This window comes from Isoalcanivorax indicus (assembly GCF_003259185.1).
GTDB lineage: Bacteria > Pseudomonadota > Gammaproteobacteria > Pseudomonadales > Alcanivoracaceae > Isoalcanivorax > Isoalcanivorax indicus.
Genome location: NZ_QGMP01000001.1, coordinates 1,402,047 through 1,424,313 on the forward strand (window position 1 = coordinate 1,402,047; position 22,267 = coordinate 1,424,313).

Genomic DNA, 22,267 nt, shown 5'->3' on the forward strand with positions numbered 1-22,267 from the left:
GCCTACTTTGGGGGTGCGCCGATTATCGTATCGGCGCGTTAACCATAAGAAAAAAAGAGTTTTCAATTTGACGACGAGCACTGTCCGGATTCTTGCTGGCCTGGGGGGACTGCTGCTTCTACTGTTTTCAGTGGAAGCACGAGCAGCTTACGCCAATGTGTGTGTGGCCAACGCGCAGAATCCGCCGACCAATCTGGTGAATGTCCAGACCTCCAGCTTTTGCGAGCTGTGTGGCTTTGGTTATGTGGACGTGCAGATCACTAACCCCTATCGCGCGGGCACCAATGCCCCGGACGGCAACCTGCCGTACGAAACCCGGACGACCCAGCAGTGCAGCGGACCGCCCTGGAACCAGACCTGTGTGGATGTGGTGGAAAGCCGCCGCAATCCGGATTACGGATCGCAGAATCCGGCCCTGAATTTCAATAACGCCAACAGCCTGACCCTCACATTGACCAATGGCCTCGAGCGCTACACCGGGGTGGCAGCGCAGAACCTGGCTGGCGGTACGGCCTCTGGCACCAACGTGGTCACGGTCAGTGGTATGGGCAATCTTGCGCCGGGGCAGACGCGCACGGTGCGCATTCCGGTACATCGTCGCCCGGATAACACGCCGGAAAGCCTGTACAACACCACGCCTCAGGCCACGGCGACCATCAACTACACCATGGCCGATGGCTGTAACGACAATCCCGGTCGGCGCCGCAACTGGCGCGGTGACCAGTGGTATTCGGGCAGCCTGACGGGACAGTTCGATTTCTGGGAGACCTATAACCGCCCGGCCAGTCAGCACACGGGCAACGTGAATATCCGTCAGCCCCAGTTGGCGCTTAACAAACAGGGCTGGAACTACACGGCCGGGCAGCGCCTGGGCACGCGCAGTGGCACCGTGTACGGCCACAACGATGATGACATCGTCTGGCGCCTGAATATCGCCAATACCGGCAATGCGCCGTTGCAGGATCTGCGCATTGATGACGTGCTCAGTCGTGCCGATGTCATGAATGCGCACTATGCTTGCCCCAATGCGACTGCGGCCAATAATATTGCAGCCAACAACGGCATCCTGCCCGGGGGCTCGCCTTGTGTTCCGACGGATGCGCTGACCGGCCTGGTGCTGGCCGACTGGAATGTGGCCCCGCCATTCGGCCAGGGCACCAACATTCCGATGCCCTACGCCGCTACCGTCGACGCCGTGACACCCGGCACTTCGACCGGGGCGATCGATATTGCCGCGGGTGCCAACATCAACATCTATATTGTCGGCAAGCTGCAAGGGAACGCCTCATGCAGTAGCGGCGACCCCATGCGCAACCGCCTGAACGATGTGCAGTTCGGTTGCGCCGTGCAGTCGCCGCCGGGCGGCATCCTGCAGTCTGCTGGCCTGAATGCCGACGGCTTCATTCGCACCTGGTACGGGCAGGGGCATGTGGGTCCCGGTTCGCTGGATGCACTACAAGTCACCCGCAACCTCACTGGCATTGATGGCAGCAGCACGGTCGGCGCGCGTGGCCTGATGACTGTCACGCTATCGAACCAGAGCGGCGGCACTGTCTGGTTCGACGGAGACCTGGATTACCATCTTCGCGATGTCCTGCCCGAGGGCTATGTCGTTGACCCCAGCTATGTGCCGAGGATTGATAATCCGAACAATGGATCCCTTTATGGTCCCTACGCGGGCCGTGTGGATACCCTCACCTGGATCAACGCGCAAGGCGCGATTCCCGGGGAGGTCAGCGACAGCACCAGTTATCTGAACAACACTGCGCCGGAGTTCAGGCTGTCCAGCAGCACCAGCTACACCGAATCCAATCCGGATGGTGCCTACAACACCGGCCGCGTCTATCGCGACCTGATGCGTCATGGCGACGTGGTGGTGATCCGCTTTGCGATCATTCTCAAGGACCCGCAGTACTACGATCTGGCGGCGGACCTGGATGTGATCGAGGAAAATCCGGGCGTGATGCTGGAGCCGCCGCGCACCGACGTGCCCACCGACCCCCCGGCATTGCCGTCAACGCTGAATCACACGTTGAGTGTGCAGGCGCGCACCCTGTGTGCCAGCCAGAGTGTGAACTACACGCTGCAGGGCAACGGCACCAGTAACAGCCCGAGCCATAACACCGCAGGCAGCGCCATTGCCTTCGAGGCCGAAGACCTGGATGTCAGTATTGACCAGGCGACCTTTATCCTGACCAATGATCGCAGCCAGCACACACCGCTGTCGGTGACGGTGGAAAACAATGGTGGTGTGGCAGCGCGGGATTTCAGTGCCTTCATCACCTTCGGTGCCACCATGAATGTGGTGACGGCGACGCCGCCTCCCGGCTACCAGTGTGATGCGGTGCCGATCACCGGTGCGGGCGTGCCCCAGCCGCAACCTTATCGGGTGTGGGTGGTCAACCCGCCGCCGGACGCGCCTGGTAACCTGCACATGCCGCTGCCGGGCAATGGCACGGTGTACCGTTGTTATCCCAATCAGGGCAATCCCCTGAACCGTAATCTGGCTCCCGGCGCCAGCGTTCAATTCAACTTTACCGTCAACAAGACCGAGGACCCGGCCGGTATCCTCGCTGACGACCTGACCTTCCGCGCCGACGTGGTGGGCGAAATATTCAGCGTGGCAAACCTGACTCTGCCAGCGACGAACATCAACCGGGTAAATACGGGTGGCGGCACCAACAATATTCGTGTGACCGGCGTGGAGGTGAGCAATACGCCCACCGCCATCACCAACGCCCATAACCTCTGGTTCCCGGCCCCCGGCACACCCGGCAATACCCGTACGGACGGCGAAGTCGATCGCGGCAACAACTATTCGCTGGACGCGCACTGGTCACGGGGCATCGGCTTCAACCTGAAAAAAGACCCGGTGACAGCCGGTGATACCGACTCCGGCGGTTTCGGCGGCATGCCGACCCTGGGTCACTGCAACGAAAACACGGATAACGTCAGCTACGCCGCCGCCAACGATTATCCCGGTCAGGCGCGCCCGGCTGAACATGTGCAGATCGGCGAAGAATGCACCGTGCGAATCCAGACCGGTGGCTGGTTCGGTTTCGAGTCGCGCGGTTTCAACTTTATCGGCGTGCGGGACATCCAGGTGCTGGATGAGGTGCCTGCCGGGCAGAACTATATTTCCAGCACGACACCACTGATCACGCCGCAGATCGCCGGGGCCACTCAGGTGCCCAATGACCCGGGCGCGGTAGCGCTGGGCGACGGCCTTTTCGGTTGGCGCTTCACTGGTAATCAAGCCGGCACCGATGGTTTACCGGACTACATCAGCAGCATTGATGAGTGGTTCACCATCAACACCACCACGCGGGTGCTGAACGACGCGTTGAACGACCGCGCCGGGCCGAACCTGCATGCCGCCAACAGCCCGAACGTGCTCAATTCCAGCTTCCAGGCGACCTTCTTCAATAACAACACGGGCCAGCACGAAACCTATCTGTTCGGTTACGGTGAAGTGGGACAGATCAGCCCGATCCAGAACCAGAATCCGCCCGGCAGCTCGACGGTGGGCTATCCCAACGAGCCGATTCGCCGTGTTGATCTGGTGGTGACGGAACCGTTGATCGAAGTGACCATGCAGGTCTGTGACGAAACACGGCATGGCATGGGTGAGGCCTGCTCGGAATTTGTCGACGAGATTCCCGACGCCGCCACCTCCAACAGCTATGTCTATCGCTTGACGGTGAGCAACCGCGCCGCTGACGACGGCCAGCCGCGCGCGCCAGCGTACGACCTGACCGTGACCAGCATTCTTGATGACTTGCTGCAAGTGATGCCGCTGGAGAGTGACGGCCTGGATAACGACGGCGATGGCCGTGTGGACGGTGCTGACAGCGGTGGTGAGGGTGAGATCATCGGCAATGTCATGTTCGATGGCAACGAGACCCAGGTAATTTTCCGCCATCAGGAAGGGGTGGATGGCACCGGCCTGCGTCGGCTTGAAGCGGGTCAAAGCCTGTCACTCTACTATCGCGTCAATCCGGATGACCGTATTGCGCCGGGCCAGAGCCGGGCCACCCGCTTCAGCGTCACCTACGATTCGCTGGAGGGCAGCACCAACGAGCACGGCAACCAGACGGTCGTCACGCCGGGCACGGGAGAGCGGGGCGGTGCGAGGGTTTATGAAAGCGATGACGCCGACACGCTGATCACCTTTATTGAGCCGGAAGCGCGGCCCAAGGAAATCATTGCCCTGTCTGACACCACACTGGTGGCGGCGGGCATGCAGGACGTCAAGATCGGTGAAGAAATCCAGTATCGCCTGACGGCCGAATTGCCGGTGACCTTGCTGCGCGATCTGACCGTGACGGACATGCTGCCTGCGGGCCTGCAATGCGCCGAAGCGCCCGTGGTAGATCTGAGCACAGCGCCCTGGGATGTTGCGGGCTTCAAACGCCCGGATCTGTCACCGGTGCCGCCCGTAACGCCTCTGTGTGATGGCAGTCAGGTGCGCTGGGAGTTCGGCGATGTGACGCTCACCGACCCGTCACCTGGCAGCAGCCGCTTTACGTTCCCGTTGAGCTTTATTGCGCGCGTGGACAACAGCGCAGGCAATCAGGACGGCACCGTGCTGACCAACGGCAGCCCGGCCACTGTGGCCACCCTCACCTGGGTGGACAGCCAGGATGTGACCCAGACCCGGAGTTACGGCGAAGTGTCCGCCACGGTGACCGAGCCCGACGTCTCGCTAAGCAAAGCCTGGGACGCGCCGGACGGTCTCGATGCCGGCGACGACATTACCATTACGCTGACTGCCACCAACAACGGCAGCGCGGCCGCCTACAACCTGCGTCTGTGGGACAACCTGGACGGAAGCGGCATGACCTTCCTGCCGGGCAGTGTTGGCGGTACCGATCCACCGGACCTGGTGGATACCTCGACCTTTGGCGCCAATCAGCCGGTCTTCGTCTGGGCGCCGGAAAACCCCTTGTTGCCCGGGGAAACCCGCACCATGACCTTCCAGGTGCGTGTGGACGACACGGTGCAGCCGCTGCAAATCCTCGATAACCTGGCCGACGCAGTCTGGACGTCCTTGCCTGGGCAGACGACCGCGCTGAACAGCGGCGGCCAGATCGGTGCCGATGGCGCTGCGGATGGCCAACGGATTGGCGTGCTGCCCCATGCTGGCGACGCTATCAACGATTACGAAACCAGCAGTAACCCGGTCGACGCCACCGTGGCCGGGCTCGCGGTCGCAAAGACCGATCTGTCGCCAGACGTACTCCCCGAAATTGGCGCCCACAAGCAGTTCGAGATCGTTATCGATCTGCCCGAAGGCACCACGGAGAACCTGCGGGTTGAGGATCTGCTGGCCAGCGGCTCCACCAGTTATGTGCTGACCCGTGACGCGAACTTTGAGGTCAGCTATGACTTCGAGGGTATCGTCAGCATCAACGGCGCCGCGCCCGGTGAGGCGGCGTTTATCGCCGCGCCGGTGGATGGTGCCAGTGGCACAGCCGTCTGGGATCTGGGTACCGTCCTGACCGAAAGCGAAAATGACCTGCCGGTGGCGGGGCCGCTGAATCCGCGCATCCGCATCACCTATTTCGCCCGTATCAACAATGATGTCGATACCAGCGTGGGCGATACCCTGCAAAACCAGGTCAGCGTCAGCCACCGTCATGGTGACGACGCCAGCACTGTGGTGCTGGGTGACACGACCGCGCCGATCACCGCCATCGAGTCGGCGTTGGTGGCGGACAAGACGCTCACCAACCTCAGCGGCGGCCAACTGATTGCCGGGTCCGAGCTGGAATATACCGTCACCCTGAGCAACCAGGGCAATGCCACGGCCTATGATCTGAATATCGTCGATACGTTGCCCACCGGGCTCGAATTCGAGGACAGCTTCACGCCCACGGCGACCATCGGTGGCGTGGCGGTCAGCGGTTTTGTCGCGACCCCGGATCAGGATGGCACGGGTCGCCTTGTCTGGGGACGCGAGAACAACGACGGCTCGCTGGACCTGCCCGCGGGGCAGACCCTGGTGCTGACCTATCGAGTGATCGTGACCCAGACCGGCGGGCCTTTCACCAACACGGTCACGGCGGACTGGACTTCGCTACAGGGCGACAGCGGTTACCAGCGGACCGGCGACGGCTGCCCGGTGGTGACGGCGCCGGATATCTACTGTGTGAGCGCGCAGAGCACCAGCGACGAAGCCACCGACAATACCGACTTCAGCAAACTGTATGTCAGCGACAGCTGGACCAGTGATGGCAGCAACGCCACGGATCGGCGTCTGCGCGTAGGCGATACGCTGGTGTACCGCCTGGCGGTGACCCTCAACGAAGGCAGCACGCGCAACGTGCGCTTGCTGGACACCTTGCCGGACGGCATGGCGTTCGTGGAGCTGGTGCAGGTCAACGGTGTCACCACCGAGCCGTTTATCGCCAGCGCGCCCTTCAGCCATGACCCTGTCAGTGTCAGCGTAGCCGGGCAGGACATCACCATCACCCTGGGTGATGTCATCAACGCGGTCGACAACGACCCGAGCAATGATGTGTTCGTCGTGGACTACCGCGCCGCAGTCGTTACCGACGTATTGCCGCACCAGAGCAGCCTGGATCTGACCAACCAGGCGCGCTTGCTGCACGATGCCTTCAACGGCGACCCCATGCCGCCGTTGCCGGGCAGCGATCAGATCAATGTCAGTCAGCCGCTGCTCAGCGCGCTGGAAAAAACCGAGCGCAATGGCCTGGTCAGTCCTTATGACGTGGTCAGTCTGGCCACGGACATCATGGCGTTCCGCCTGCAGACGCAGAATGAAGGCGATGCGCCGGCCTACAGCGTACAGATCGTTGATGATCTGCCCTCGCAGCTGGATGAAACCACGCTGACGCCACCACAGGTGACGGTGGCGGGTACCGTGCTGGGCGCCGCCGATTACGTCTATACACCGCCCGCGGCCCGCGGCGGCAGTTTCACCCTGCAACTGAATGTGCCGGTGATGCCGGGCGACAGCGTGACAGTGGATTACGACATCGGTTTCCACACCGACGTACCGCCGAACCAGCAGTGGCATAACAGCGCCATGCTGTATGAGTACTGGTCGCTACCCGATGCCGACGGGCAGCGCTATGCCCCGGACGACGAGGCACGCTTCACCATGCAGAACCCGGTGACCCTGGCCGGGCTGGACAAGGTCCTGGTGGCGCCTGCCGACAAGATCACCATCGGTGAAGAGGTGACCTATCTCATCACCGTGCCGGGCGAGGTGCTCAGTGCTGCACTGGATGATGTGCAGGTGCTGGACGTGCTGGACGACGCACTGGAGTTTGTTTCTGCCAGCGTGGCCGGTGGCCTGCAACTCATTGACAACGGCAGCGGCGGACAGCAGGTCGATCTGACCATTACACAGATTCCTGCGGGTCAGCAGGCTGAGATCACGCTGCGGGCTCGCGTGCGTAACACCGCCGAGACGCAGGCCGGTGACACCTTCACCAACAGCGCTTCTTATGTGTACGGCGGCGATACCCTCAGCAGCCTGCCGACCGACCCGCTGACCCTTGCCGAACCGCAGTTGAGTCTGGCGAAAAATGCCACGCCGCCAGCGACCCTGAGCGCGGGCGCGGTGGTCGAGTACAGCCTGCAGCTGACAGCAGAGGCCGGACCGGACGCGTCGGATGCCCATGACCTGGTGCTGGTGGACACACTGGATATCGGGCTGCGCTACGTGCCCGGCAGTGCCACGCCCGGCGAGCCGGTCGTCAGCATTGATCCGGACACCGGTCGTGAAGTGTTGACCTGGACTTTCGCCACCCTGGCTGAAGGGGACAATCTGACGGTCAGCTATGACACCACGATCCAGGACAGCGTGGCGCCGGGTCAGACACTCAACAATACTGCGACGCTGCGCTGGACCAGCTTGCCGGGTGACGACGCCGGGCAGCGGGACGGCAGTGAAACCCCGCCGTGGAATGATTATGTGGCGACGGCGGACGCCGAGGTCACGGTGGATGACAACACGGGCTTCAGCAAGGTCCGTCTCAGCGATACCTGGAACAGCGCCGATGACACCGTACGTGTAGGCGACCGGGTACGGTTTGCCCTGCGGCTGGCGTTGCAGGAAGGGACCTATCCGAATGTGCGGGTCACCGACATCCTGCCCACCGGCCTGATTTTCGAAGAGGTGATCAGCGCCGATTTCTTCGGCACACCGGGCAGCGTGAGCGCCGACATCAGCGGCGCGCAGATCACGTTTGATCTGGGCGATGTCACGCGTCCGGCAGGCAGTGGCGATACGCTGGAGATCATTTATGAAGCACGCGTTCAGAACGAGAGCGTGCTCAGCCACCAGCCCACGCAGCAGACCCTGAGCAACAGCGCCACGCTTGAGTATGGTTTGCCGTCAGGTCCCGCCACACCGCTTACGGCGGAGGCTGCGCTGGAAGTACTGCAGCCCTTGCTGGCCATTACATCGGTGACGGCGGACGACACAGAAATCAGTGCCGGACAAAGCGTGACCCTGACGGTAGATATCATCAATACAGGTGATGCTCCGGCTTATGATCTGCAGATACAGGACCTGCTGCCAGCGGGGCTGCGCGAGCAAGGCGTCAATACGGTCAGCATCAGTCTGCTCAGCGGTGCCGTCTTGCCGCTGCAAGCGCCCGGCTACGATCCGGCCACCGGCGTTGTGCTGTGGAATCTGGATGGCGTCGCCGATGCCTGGACAATCCCGGTGGGCGATACCCTGCGGCTGGTGTACGAAGTCACCGGGGATGCCGGCCTGGGCGCTGGCCTGACGCTGGAAAACAGCGTAACGCTGCCGTTCTATTATTCTTTTGATAATGACGCCGTGCCGAGCGGCGGCCAGGCAGATGAGCGTCAGGAGTACAGCTTCCCTGAAGCATCCAGCGCAACATTGAGCACGCCCTTGCCCGTGGCGCTGGACAAGGACATCACCCAGGACACCGCCGCCATTGGCGAACCGTTTGCCTACCGCATTACCGTGCCCGCGCAACCCTCCAGCACCGCCCTGTACGACGTGCGCATTCTGGACGACCTGAGCCTGTCCGAAGCGGACCTGCGTTTTGTGTCGGTGAACCGTGTGGGCGCCGGTAGCTGGACGCCGGTCAATGTGGGCAATGACACCCAGCTGGTGATCGCGGGCGAGGGTGATGGCATCACCATCCCCGCCGGGGAACAGATTACCGTGGAGGTGGTGGTTGCGTTGCAGGATACCGCCACCAATGTGGCCGGGCTGGTGTTCCGCAATCGGGCGGATTATCGCTACAACGCGCTGCAGGGCGACGACAGCACGGGTGCAGACGGCGGTGAAGGCATTTCGCCAGAGATGACCATCGTTGAGCCGGACACGCTGGTGGTGAACAAGACCGGGCCGGACAACCTGTATCCGGGCCAGCAGGGCAGCTTCGTACTGACGCTGGAAAACACCAGCGAGGCCACGGCCTGGGATATCACCCTGATTGATCTGTTGCCCGATCTGGCGCAAGGCGGTCTGTGCGCGCAAACGCCGCAGATCACCGCGATGGAGGTGGCCGGCACGGCGCTCACGGCCGGCACCGATTATCAGGTCAGCTATGCCGATTGCCAGCTGACCCTCAATGCCCTGACGCCCGCCGCCGCCGTGGCGCCGGGTCAGGTGATGACGCTGACCTACAGCGTCTGGCTGGACAACGACACGGCCGGTGGCCAGACCCTGACCAACGTGGCCGGGGCGACACGCTGGTACAGTCAGCCCGCCAGCCAGGACAACCGCCGCGTGTATGAGCGCGAGGTGACCGACGGCAGCGTGGGCGTGGACGATCATGAAGACGCCCACAGCCTGATCAGTGAAGGCGCCGAACTGCAGATCGAAAAGCGGGTGGTCAACGTCACCAGCGGCCAGGATCCGGGCACTGATGCGCGCCCGGGTGACACACTGCGCTATGACATCGTGGTGACCAATGTCAGCGCTGTGCCGGTATCCAGTTTCGATATTCTCGATGACCTCGGCGCGCTCAATGCTGACCCGGTTTTTGTCAGTGGCAGCCTCAACCGGATCAGCACGCTGCCGGATGGCGCCAGCGACGTCAGCGATGCCAGTGGCGGCACCTTCGGCAGTGGCCTGCTGGATATTCGTGACCTGACGCTCGCGGCGCAGGGCGAGAACGGCGACAGCGTGACCGTCAGTGTGCAGGTGCAATTGGCCCCGGTGATTGCCAACGGCACCGAAGTGCTGAACCAGGCCGCCGTAAGCAGTTTCGGCGTGCCGCTGGGCCTCAGTGATGATCCGAACGTGTCCGGCGAGCAACAGCCCACCGTGACGCTGATCAGTGCGGCGCCGCAGTGGCGGGTGGAAAAGGTCTCGACCTACCTCGACGGCGATCCCGACGTCCTGATGGCGGGCGAAACCCTGCGCTACACCCTGACGGTGCAAAACATCGGCAGTGAGCATGCGCACTCCGTTCGCCTGCGCGACCCGCTGCCAGCCTTCACCGGCTACGTGGCGGGCAGTACCACGCTCAACGGCCAGAGTATTGCCGATGTTGGCGGTGCCTCGCCGTTGCAGAATGGCATGCTCATTCATGCGCCGGGCAACCCCGTGCCCGGGGTGATGGAGGCGGGCACCGCCGACAATATCGCCGTGATCACTTTTGTGGTGCAGGTGAACGACGACACGCTGGACGGTACCGTCATCAGCAACCAGGGCTTTGTGACCGGCGAAGGCGAGGGCAGCGGTCCCTTCGAGGAAGCTCCCTCCGATGATCCGGGCACTTCTGCGCCGAACGACCCGACCCGCGATATTGTGGGCAACCTGCCGTTCCTGACGGCCATCAAGACGGTGGCCATCGAAGAAGATTTCGGCACCCCCGGTGTGGTCGATCCGGGTGATGTGCTGCGCTACACCATCGTGGTGATCAACAGCGGTGCACAACCGGCCACGGACCTGCGCTTTATCGACGGCATTCCAGAGCACACGACCTATGTGGCGGGCAGCAGCACCCTGAACGGGGCGCCGGTAGCCGACGTCGGGGCTACCTCGCCCTGGGTCGCCGGAGCGCCGATTCAGGGCGACGGCGCGCCTGCGGCGACGCTTCCCGGGCAGGACACGGCGGTGATCACCTTCGCGGTGCGCGTGGATGACGGTACGGCCGAAGGCACGGTGATCAGTAACCAGGGGCAGGTGACCAGTGCGGAGCTGCCCACCGAGCTCACCGATGCCGATGGCGATCGCAGCAACGGGTATCAGCCTACGGAAGTGGTCGTGGGCTCCGGCCAGCAACTGCTGATGACCAAGAGCGTGCAGGTCGTGGGTGGCGGTGCGGTGGAAGCGGGCCAGGAGCTGGAATACACCGTCACGGTGCGCAATACCGGGCTGCAGCCGATCGGCCAACTGGTGATCACCGATGACCTGAATGCGCTGGTGGGGCTGGCCGATTACGTGGCCGGTTCGGCGACCCTCAACGGCAGCAGTGTGGGTGTCGATGTCACGGGCAACGTCATCACCATTGATTACGGGGCGACCTTTGGCGAACTGCCGCCCAATGCGGTGGCCACCTTGCGCTTCCGCGTGCGCGTGGCCGACGACGCGGCCATCGGTGAGCGCATCACCAATACCGCTGAAGCCACATGGAATACGCCGAGCCAGCAAACTGAAGCGTCGGTGTCGGTGGACGTGGGCGGCATTCCCGGCACGGCCACCCTGAACGGCAACGTCTGGCACGACGTCAACTTTGACCGCGTGCGCGACAGCGGCGAAATGCTGCTGGCCGACTGGGTAGTGGAAGTGTATCGCGCCGGCAACCGGATCGGCGCCACCAGCACTGACAACAACGGGGCGTATCGTCTGGCCGGGCTGGCACCGGGTGTGACCGACGCTGACCGCTATGAATTGCGTTTCCGCGCGCCAGGGGCAGGGCCGGACACCGCCATGCTGGGGCTGGCCGATTCGCCGTTCAGCAACAGTCTGCAGCGCATCAGCGAGATTGAAGCGGGTTCCGGCAGCAATCTGCAGGCCCTGAATCTGCCGATTCATCCCAATGGTGTGATTTACGATGCCATTACCCGGCAGCCGGTGCCGAATACCACGCTGACGCTGGTGAACAGCGCGGGCATGGCTGTGCCCGAGAGCTGCCTGGACGACCCGGCGCAGCAGGGCCAGGTCACCACGCGCAATGGCTTCTACAAGTTTGATCTCAACTTCAGTGAGCCAGGCTGTGCGGCCGGGGATTATGTGATCCAGGTGACGCCGCCCGGTGGCGATGAGTATGTTGCCGGTGTCTCGCAGATCATCACGCCGCTCACTACCGCCGACACCGCCGCCTACGATGTGTCGCTGTGCAGTGACGATGCCGTACCGGCGACCAGCGCCTGTGAAGTCCAGGCCTCGGCCTTGCAGCCGCCGCAGTCGGTGGCCGCGAACAACCCGCTGACCGGCTATCACCTGCATCTGACCTTCAGCCCGGGGGCCATCCCGGAGCACAGCCAGATCTTCAACAACCATATTCCGGTGGACCCGGTGATGGACGATGCCGTCAGCATCAGCAAGGTGGCCTCCATCGTGAACGTCAGCCGTGGCCAGTTCGTGCCGTACGTCATCCGCATACGCAACAGTTTCGGCACCGATCTGAACAATGTCGCCATTCTCGATACCTTCCCGGCGGGCTTCCGCTATGTGGCGGACTCGGCGCGCCTCAACGGGGAACCCGTGGCGCCGGTGCAGAATGGTCGGCAACTGCTCTGGAGTGATCTGGATCTGGCCGCTGATGCCGAGCACACCCTGACCATGCTGTTCATTGTCGGCTCCGGCGTCAGTGAGGGGGAATACACCAACCGCGCCCAGGTGCTGCAGCAGCTGGTGCCGCGTTCGCTGCCGGAAGGCTTCAATGCGATTTCCGGCGAAGCCAGCGCCACGGTGCGTGTGGTACCGGACCCGGATTTCGATTGCACCGACGTGATTGGCCGGGTGTTCGATGATGCCAACCTGAACGGCTATCAGGATGAAGGTGAAGTGGGCCTGGCCGGCGTCCGCCTGGTCACTGCCCGTGGTCTGCATGTCACCACCGACAGCCATGGTCGCTTCCACATCACCTGCGCTGCGGTGCCGAACGAGAATCGTGGCAGCAATTTCATTCTCAAGGTGGACGACCGCACCTTGCCCAGCGGGTATCGCCTGACCACCGAGAACCCGCTTGTGCAGCGTGCCACCCGAGGCAAGATGATCCGCTTCAACTTTGGCGCGACCCTGCATCGCGTGGTGGGCCTGGATCTGGCCAACGACGTCTTCGAACCGGGCACCACGAGGCTGCGCCCGCAATGGCAATCGCGGCTGCCGCTCCTGATGCGCGAGCTGGAAGCGGGGCCCTCGGTGCTGCGCCTGGCGTATATGGCGGAAACCGAGAACCGCCGCCTGGTCGAGCGCCGCCTGCGCGCCATCAAGCGCCTGATCGGTGACGAATGGGCCGAGCGTGAGAACCCCTACGAACTGACCATCGAGACTGAAGTGTTCTGGCGAACCGGCGCGCCCCCGGCGAGGAGCAGACAGCAATGATGATGCGACGTAATGGGCGTGCGTCCATGCTGGCGCTGACGGTGTTGCTGACGGCTCCGGCGTTTGGCGATGTGCTGCGGGAAGAGGCCGGGCAGCAGGGCAATCCCTGGTTGCGGGACACCATGCCGCTGGGTGAAGCCACTGAACGTGAGCTGCCGCTTTATCGGGACAAGCAACTGTGGATGCAAGACGACAGCATCTATCGGGAACGTCTGGGTGACCGCATCGAGACGCAACAGATAGAGGAGGAGGTGTCGCGCACGGTCAAGTTGCAGGGCGTGGTGCCGCCGATCCGATACCAGTCCGGCGGAGCGGAAATTTCTGCCGAGTACGTCACCATGCTGCGCGATGTGCTGGAGCAGATGCGCGGCAAACGCAATGTGCGGCTTCATTTTGTGGGGCATTCGGACAATATTCCGTTATCCGGCCAGCTGCGTGATCGCTTCCAGGACAATACCGGTCTGTCTCGTGAGCGGGCCGGCGCGGCGGCCGAGTATTTCCAGGTCATGCTGGGGCTGCCGCCGGAATCGATTTCCTACGAAGGCCTGGGCGAAAGCCAGCCACTGGCCAGCAATGCCAGTGAGGCGGGCCGGGCGCTGAATCGCCGGGTGGAAGTGGAGGTCTGGTACGACGAAGTGGACGAGGTCATCGTCGAGCGCGACGTCGTGATCACTGAGCAACTCAATCGCCTGAAAATCTGTCGTGCAGAAACGGTATGCCGACTGACCTATCAGGAAGGCCATGCGCGTCGGGCGCGGGTCAGGAATCTGGTGCCGCCATTGCATGTCGGCGAGGAGTCCATCGAGATTCCCGCGGCTTTCCGCCATCATGTCCTGCAAGCGCTGCAAAACCTGGAAGACAAGCCGAACGTGGTGGTGCGTCTGGTGGGCTACACCGACGATGCGCCGCTGACTGGCCGTGATGCACGCATTTACGGTGATCACCTGAGCCTGTCCCGGGCTCGTGCCCGGCGTGTCATGCTGGCCTTGCAGGAAAGCCTGGCGCTGCCGTCCTCCATGCTGGAAAGCGATGGTCGCGGGCTGAGTAACCCGGTGGCCTCCAATGACGATGCCGCCGGGCGAGCTCTGAATCGGCGTATCGAGGTGGAGTTCTGGTACGACGACATGCTGCAGTCGTTGCCTGATGAGCCGCAGATCTGTCCGGAAGATGCCGGCGCGGAAACGGTCACGCGGGTTTATGCGCCGCCGTCCGGGCCGATTGCCCCGATCCGTTATGACAACACGCAACCTCAGATCAGCGATGAATGGGTGGCGCGACTCGACCAGATTCTGGACGAGGTGCGCGACAAGACCAACGTGCGCTTGCGGTTTATCGGCTACACCGATAACCGGCGTATGGACCGCCGCGTGGCGATGGTCTACGAGGATGACATCGGCCTGTCCACGGCGCGCGCACGGATCGTGCGTGACCGGGTCAGCGAGCGATTGGGTCTGGACGCCGCACGTGCCGAACATGAAGGTCGGGGTTATGTGCAGAGTGACGACGTGGTCAACACCGGCTTTGTGGAATCGGATGTCTCCCGCGTGGTGGTGCAGGTGGTCTATGACGAACTGGCGCTGCTGGATGACTACGAAGGCGTCGATATCCAGCGCCTGACCCGTGAGGTGGATATCGCCAATCCCTATGCGCTCAACCTGATGCGCATCACCGTGGATGGCAAACCCATCGATGACCCGAACAAGCGCTCTGCGGATGTGCAGCGCTGTACCGACGTGGCGCTGGAGCAGGCGGATATCCGCTTCCGTTTCGATAATCTGGAACTGAAGCCGCGCCTGAACGTGACGGCCTGGCCCAACACCGTCCGTTACCAGCAGGATCCGGACAGCGACAGGCTGGATCATCTGGTGCAGTTCCGCCTGTACACCAACTACGCCGCCTTTATCGACCGTGCCGAAGTGCGCCTGTTTGAAGACGGGCAATCGCTGCGTGATACGCCGTTGGCGGTCATACCGCTGGACGCAGGGCAGGGCGAGTGGGAGGCCGACTTTGCCGAGCATCGTGCGCCGGGCCGCGCCCTGCAATACCTGGTGCGGGTCTACGACCGTCAGGGGCGCTACGATGAGACCGGCACCCAGACGCTGTGGGTGGTGGATGAGGTGGACGACATTGAGGATGCCGGGCGTGAGCTGCTGGTAGGCTACGGCCATAACCGGTTGATGGTGTCCAATATCCCGCTTGCCGGTGGCACTATCCGGGTGGAGGGCCGCCAGGTGCCCGATCAGCGCCAGGTGTTTGTCGCTGGTCGCCCCGTGCCCTTGTCGGAAGACGGCGAGTTCGTGGCCGAAGAGTTCCTGCCTGCCGGGCAGCACACGGTTGAAGTGGCGGTGATCGATCACGAGGGGAACGGTGAGCTTTACCTGCGCGATCTGGCACTGAATCGCAGTGACTGGTTCTATGTGGCCATTGCGGACCTGACCGCGTCCCTGAGTGATACCCGCGGCCCGGCCCGGCTGGTGACCCAGGATGATCGCTATGACAGTGACTTCAATGTCGACGGGCGACTGGCCTATTTCGTGCGCGGCAAGTTCGGTGAAGGCTGGCAACTGACCAGCAGTGCCGACACCCTGGAAGGCCCGGTGGAGGATCTGTTCAGCAACTTCCTGAACAAATCACCCGACGCCATGTTCCGCCGTATCGATCCGGACTACCACTTCCCGACCTATGGCGACGACAGCACCGTGGAAGACGCCGCGCCGACACTGGGCAAGTTCTATCTGAAATTGCAGAAGCACAACAACTACGGCCTGTGGGGGAATTTCCGCGCCAGTTATCTGGACAATTCCCTGGCGCATATCGACCGTGCCCTGTACGGCGGTAACGTCCACTGGCAATCCGATGACGTCACCAGCTTCGGCGAGCAGCGCATCATGGTGGATGGCTTCGTCGCTGACCCGGGCACTGTCGCCGGGCGTGACGAATTCCGCGGCACCGGGGGCTCCCTGTATTACCTGCGTCAGATGGATGTGCTGGAAGGTTCCGAGCGGGTGCGCATCGAAGTGCGTGACAAGGTGTCGGGCATGGTGCTGGCCGTGAAGAACCTGCTGCCGGTGCAGGATTACGACATCGATTATCTGCAAGGGCGCATCATGCTGGCCGAGCCCTTGTCACCCAGCATGGCGGACCAGTTGCTGGTCAGCACCGATACCGGTGGCGGCAATGAGGTGTATCTGGTGGCGCGCTATGAATACAGCGCCACGTTCGACCGGATCAGCAACCTGTCCCAGGGTGGGCGCCTGCATTACTGGATGGGCGACCATATGAAACTCGGCCTGACCGGCAGCAACAGCCAGGGCGAGGGCACCAGTGATCTGGGGGCGGTGGACGTGACCCTGCGCCACAGCAGCCAGACCTGGTTGCGCACCGAGTTTGCCCGCAGCCGGGGCACCGACGGCTCCACCTTCCTGTCCCGCGATGGCGGCTTCAACTTCGACGGGGTCAGCAATGGCGCCTTGCCGGGCCAGGAAGACGATATCCGCGCCAATGCGTCTCGTATCGATGCCCGGGTCGGATTCCGGGATGTGCGTGAGAGCGCGCCGGACGGCTATCTCACGGCTTACCAGCAAACGGTGGATGCCGGCTACTCGTCACCGGGGATCATCACCGACCGGGATGTCACCCAGCAGGGCGGCAGTATGACTGTGCGGGTGACCGAGGCGACTGACGTCACCGTGCAGGTGGACAGCAGCCGCCAGCGTCAGGGCCTGCAGACCGAGGCGGGTGAGGTCAATGTGGGTCACCAGCTTGGCGAGCACTGGCGCGTCAGCACCGGGGTGCGTCAGGAGCGCCGCAGCGACAACTCGGTTGCCGTGCCGCTTACCCAGATCGAAGGGGATCGCACCGATGTGATCCTGCGGGGTGATTACGATTCCCGCCGCCGCTGGTCCGCCTACGGTTATGCCCAGGGCACCACCGCCAGCAGCGGCAACCAGGAAGACAACGGCCGTATCGGGGCGGGTGGCGCCTGGCGCTTCAGCGACCGGCTGCGTACCGATGGCGAGCTTTCCGGTGGTGACATGGGCGTGGGAGCTCGCCTGGGCACGGACTTCCTGATGTCGGACCGCAGCAACCTGTATCTGGGCTATGCGCTGGAGAACGAGCGCGATACCCAGGGCGTGCGTACCCAGCGCGGCAACCTGATCTCCGGTTTCCGCACGCGCTATTCCGACACCACCAGCGTCTATGTGGAAGAGCGTTACACCCACGGCGACGTGCCCACCGGCCTGATTCATGCCACCGGCATCGACATTGCCCCCAATGACCGCTGGCATTACGGCGCCAGTCTCGATTTCGGGACCCTGAGAGATCGCCAGACCGGTGCTGAACACGAGCGCCAGGCGGTGGCGGGCCGGGTAGGTTACGTCCAGGATACCGTGCGGGTGGCCAGCGCTCTGGAGTATCGCCATGACCGTATCCAGGCCTCGGATCTGCAACGCTCCACCCGTGACACCTGGCTGACCAAGAACAGCCTGCGCTATCAGTTCACGCCGGACTGGCGTCTGATCGGCAAGCTGAACTACGCCGACAGCCGCAGTTCGCTCGGCTCCTTCTACGACGGCCGTTTCGTCGAGGCGGTGCTCGGCTATGGCTTCCGGCCGGTGCTGCATGACCGCCTCAATGTGCTGGCCAAGTACACCTGGTTCTATAATCTGCCCAGCGCTGACCAGGTGACGATCAGCAACACGGCGGCGGAGTTCATCCAGAAGAGCCATGTGTTCTCGGTGGACACCCTGTATGACCTGACCCGGCGCTGGAGTGTCGGCGGCAAGTACGCCTACCGGCTGTCGCAGTTGAGCATGGACCGGGAAAATCCGGAGTTCTTCGACAGCCGTGCCAGCCTCTACATCCTGCGGGCGGACTGGCGTGTGATTCGCCAGTGGGAGACCACCATCGAGGCGCGTCTGCTGGATCTGCCGGATGCGCGGGACCAGCGCAGCGGCGCCCTGGCGGCGCTGTACCGCCACGTCAACGACAACGTGAAGTTCGGTGTCGGCTACAACTTCAGTGACTTCTCGGACGATCTCACGGACCTCAGTTATGACCACCAGGGGGTCTTCATCAACCTGGTCGGCAAGATGTGATGGGCTCCTGCAGGATGCGCCTGTGGCGGGCAGGGCGGCCCTTCGTTATAATCGCGGCCCTTCCTGGCACTGTGTGGTGTGGAGCCATTCGCGTCCCATAGCTGCCTGAAACAAATTTTTCTTTTAAAAGAGGAAGTTATGCAGGTTTCTGTAGAAACAACTTCAGGTCTGGAGCGCCGCCTGACCGTAGGCGTACCGGCGGAGAAACTGGACAGCGCAGTCAAGGCCCGTCTGGCTGATGCCCAGAAGAACCTGCGAATCAACGGCTTCCGCCCGGGCAAGGTGCCCATGATCGAAGTGAAACGCCGCTTCGGTCAGGCGGTGCGCGACGAAGTCCTGGGCGAAGTCATGCGCGAAAGCTTCATCGAGGCCGTGGGCAAGGAAAATATCGAGCCGGCCGGCATGCCTGATTTCGAGCCGACCGTGAACGAGCCGGGCAAGGACCTGGAATTCGTTGCCACCTTCGAGGTGTATCCGGAAATCGAGCTGGCAGCGCTGGGCGCGGTCGAGGTCGAAAAACCGGCGACCGAGATCACCGATGCCGACGTCGACAAGATGATCGAGCAGCTGCGCGAGCAGCGTGCCAGCTTCGAGACAGTGGAGCGTGCGGCCGCCAAGGGCGATCGCGTCAACATCAACTATGCCGGCACCCTGGACGGTGAAGCCTTCGAAGGCGGCACGGCCGATGGCCAGCAGCTGGTGCTGGGTTCCGGTCAGATGATCCCGGGCTTCGAGGAGGGCATTGAGGGCCTGTCTGCCGGCGAGCAGAAGACCATCGACGTGACCTTCCCCGAGGACTACCAGGCGGAAGAGCTGAAAGGCAAGACCGCCCAGTTCGCCATCACCGTGAACAAGGTGGAAGCGAAGCAGTTGCCCGAGATCGACGACGCGTTCATGGAGCAGTTCGGGGTCAAGGAAGGCGGCATGGACGCCTTCCGCGCGGAAGTGCGCAAGAACATGGAGCGCGAGCTGAAAAATGCGCTGCGCAACAAGGTCAAGGAGCAGGTCATGAACGGCCTGGTCGAAGCACACTCCTTTGACGTGCCCGGTGCACTGGTACGCGGCGAAATCCAGCGCATGCGTCAGCAGATGATGCAGCAGTTCGGTGGCGGCCAGCAGTTCGATGCCAGCATGCTGCCGGAAGAGCTGTTCCGCGAGCAGGCCGAGCGCAGCGTGCGTCTGGGTCTGATCGTGCGCCAGATCCTGGAGAAGCACGAGCTCAAGGCCGACGCCGACAAGGTGCGCGCCCAGGTCGAGGAAATCGCGTCCCAGTACGAGCAGCCGGAAGAGGTGGTCAGCTGGGTCTACAGCAACCCGCAGCAGCTGCAACAGATCGAAGGCGCGGTGCTGGAAGAGCAGGTGGTGGAGCTGGTGCTCGGGCAGGCCAAGGTGTCTGAAAAGGCCATGTCCTACGAAGAAGCGGTCGCCCGCCAGCAGTAATCTGCGGCGAGTTCCCACACGCAAAACGGGGCCTTTCGGCCCCGTTTTGCGTTAATTATCGCCAGTTTGTGCAAGATTTGCGCAACCCGCCGCCGATTCACGTGGGCTTTATGGACCTGTGCGCCCGGCGCGGCATAAGATGCAATGAATACCCGTTAACGCAGGAACAGTGCATGACAGACATCAACGGTATCTCCACGTCGGCCAGCGGTCCCTCGGCTCTGGGGCTGGTGCCCATGGTGATCGAGCAGACCGCTCGCGGCGAGCGCTCCTTTGACATCTATTCCCGCCTGCTCAAGGAACGGGTGATCTTTCTGGTGGGCCAGGTCGAGGATCAGATGGCCAACCTGATCGTGGCGCAGATGCTGTTTCTGGAATCCGAAAACCCGGACAAGGATATACACCTGTATATCAATAGCCCGGGCGGGTCCGTCACCGCAGGCATGTCCATCTATGACACCATGCAGTTCATCAAGCCGGCGGTATCCACCATGTGTATCGGCCAGGCGGCCAGCATGGGCTCCTTCCTGCTGGCGGCGGGCGAGAAGGGCAAGCGCTTTGCGCTGCCCAACTCACGCATCATGATCCATCAGCCGCTGGGCGGTTTTCAGGGGCAGGCCTCGGATATCGAGATTCACGCCCGTGAGATCCTCAAGATCAAGAGTCAGCTCAATGCATTGCTGGCCCACCATACCGGTCAGCCGCTGGAGGCCCTGGAGCGCGACACCGACCGGGACAACTTCATGGACGCAGAACGCGCCCGTGAGTATGGGCTTATAGATCAGGTACTTACCCGGCGCAGCGTCTGAACGCCGTGGCGCAGGCGGCCGCAGGCTTGAAAAAGCCCCGTGTTGCCTGCATCTTGAAGAGAAATGAAGTGTAGAGGCGATCCCGATGACCGATCACACCGGCGGAAAGAACGACGACGGCAAGCTGCTGTACTGCTCGTTCTGTGGCAAAAGCCAGCACGAGGTGCGCAAACTCATCGCCGGCCCTTCGGTATTCATCTGCGATGAGTGTGTGGATCTCTGCAACGACATCATTCGTGAAGAGGTCAGTGAGGATGCTGCGGAAGACGAATCGCGGCGCCTGCCCAAACCCCACGAGATCAAGTCCACCCTGGACGACTTCGTTATCGGTCAGGAGCGCGCCAAGAAGGTGCTCTCCGTGGCGGTGTACAACCACTACAAGCGGTTGCGCGGCGGTGCCGAGACGAATGCCCGGGGCAAGAAGGGCGATGAGATCGAACTGGGCAAGAGCAACATTCTGCTGATCGGGCCTACCGGTAGCGGCAAGACGCTGCTCGCCGAGACGCTGGCACGCTTGCTCAATGTGCCCTTTACCATCGCTGACGCGACCACCCTGACCGAAGCCGGTTATGTGGGGGAAGACGTCGAGAACATCATCCAGAAGCTGCTGCAGAAGTGCGACTACGATGTCGAGCGCGCCCAGATGGGCATCGTCTACATCGACGAGATCGACAAGATTTCGCGCAAGTCGGACAACCCGTCCATCACCCGCGATGTCTCGGGCGAGGGCGTGCAGCAGGCGCTGCTCAAGCTGATCGAGGGCACCGTGGCCTCGGTACCGCCCCAGGGCGGACGCAAGCACCCGCAACAGGAATTCCTGCAGGTGGACACCTCCAATATCCTGTTCATCTGTGGCGGTGCCTTCGCGGGCCTGGAAAAGATCATTCGTGACCGGTCCGAAAAAGGCGGCATCGGCTTCGGTGCCGAGGTGCGCAGCAAGGACAAGACGGTCAATGTCGGTCAGACGCTGCTGGATGTCGAGCCGGAAGACCTGATCAAGTTCGGCCTGATTCCGGAATTCATCGGTCGTCTGCCAGTGATCGCCACGCTGGAAGAACTGTCCGAAGAAGCACTGATCCAGATTCTGACCGAGCCGCGCAATGCGCTGACCAAGCAGTATGGTCGTCTGTTCGACATGGAAGGTGTCGAGCTGGACTTCCGCGAGGACGCGCTGCGGGCGGTGGCCCAGAAGGCCATGGAACGCAAGACCGGCGCGCGCGGGCTGCGCTCCATCCTCGAGAATGTGCTGCTCGATACCATGTACCAGGTACCCTCGCAGGACGGCGTGGCCAAGGTAGTGATCGATGCCGCGACCATCACCGGCGAGTCGGAGCCGCTGCTGATCTACGAACGCAGCGAGCAACCCTCCAAAGCAGCCCCGGAGTGATCCGGGGCTTCTGATA

5 protein-coding genes are annotated in these 22,267 nt (G+C 62.6%); all 5 read left to right on the forward strand.

Translation table 11 applies throughout. The features are described 5' to 3' along the window. Positions 1-67: 67 nt before the first annotated feature. Positions 68-13,516, forward strand: coding sequence for a DUF7927 domain-containing protein (locus DKW65_RS06490; RefSeq protein WP_162925740.1), 13,449 nt, complete (start codon positions 68-70; stop codon positions 13,514-13,516). Continuing rightward, positions 13,513-18,615 (forward strand): OmpA family protein, encoded by a 5,103-nt coding sequence (locus DKW65_RS06495; RefSeq protein WP_111656484.1) that lies wholly within the window; start codon positions 13,513-13,515, stop codon positions 18,613-18,615. Before DKW65_RS06490 ends, DKW65_RS06495 begins: the two co-directional genes overlap by 4 nt. A gap of 138 nt (positions 18,616-18,753) precedes the next feature. Then, a complete protein-coding gene (gene tig, locus DKW65_RS06500; RefSeq protein WP_111656485.1) occupies positions 18,754-20,055 on the forward strand; it encodes a trigger factor in 1,302 nt (433 codons plus the stop codon). Between the two features lie 173 nt (positions 20,056-20,228). Further along, the gene (gene clpP / locus DKW65_RS06505; protein WP_111656486.1) at positions 20,229-20,864 is read left to right on the forward strand and encodes an ATP-dependent Clp endopeptidase proteolytic subunit ClpP; all 636 of its coding nucleotides are present in this window, start codon (positions 20,229-20,231) and stop codon (positions 20,862-20,864) included. Between the two features lie 85 nt (positions 20,865-20,949). Then, a complete protein-coding gene (clpX, locus tag DKW65_RS06510; RefSeq protein WP_111656487.1) occupies positions 20,950-22,251 on the forward strand; it encodes an ATP-dependent Clp protease ATP-binding subunit ClpX in 1,302 nt (433 codons plus the stop codon). The last annotated feature ends 16 nt before the right edge of the window (positions 22,252-22,267 follow it).

Excerpts from the sequence above, each read along its gene's own strand:
- tig (WP_111656485.1), top strand. The coding sequence starts at position 18,754 with ATGCAGGTTTCTGTAGAAACAACTTCAGGTCTGGAGCGCCGCCTGACC.
- clpX (WP_111656487.1), top strand. The coding sequence starts at position 20,950 with ATGACCGATCACACCGGCGGAAAGAACGACGACGGCAAGCTGCTGTAC.
- clpP (WP_111656486.1), top strand. The coding sequence starts at position 20,229 with ATGACAGACATCAACGGTATCTCCACGTCGGCCAGCGGTCCCTCGGCT.
- DKW65_RS06495 (WP_111656484.1), top strand. The coding sequence starts at position 13,513 with ATGATGATGCGACGTAATGGGCGTGCGTCCATGCTGGCGCTGACGGTG.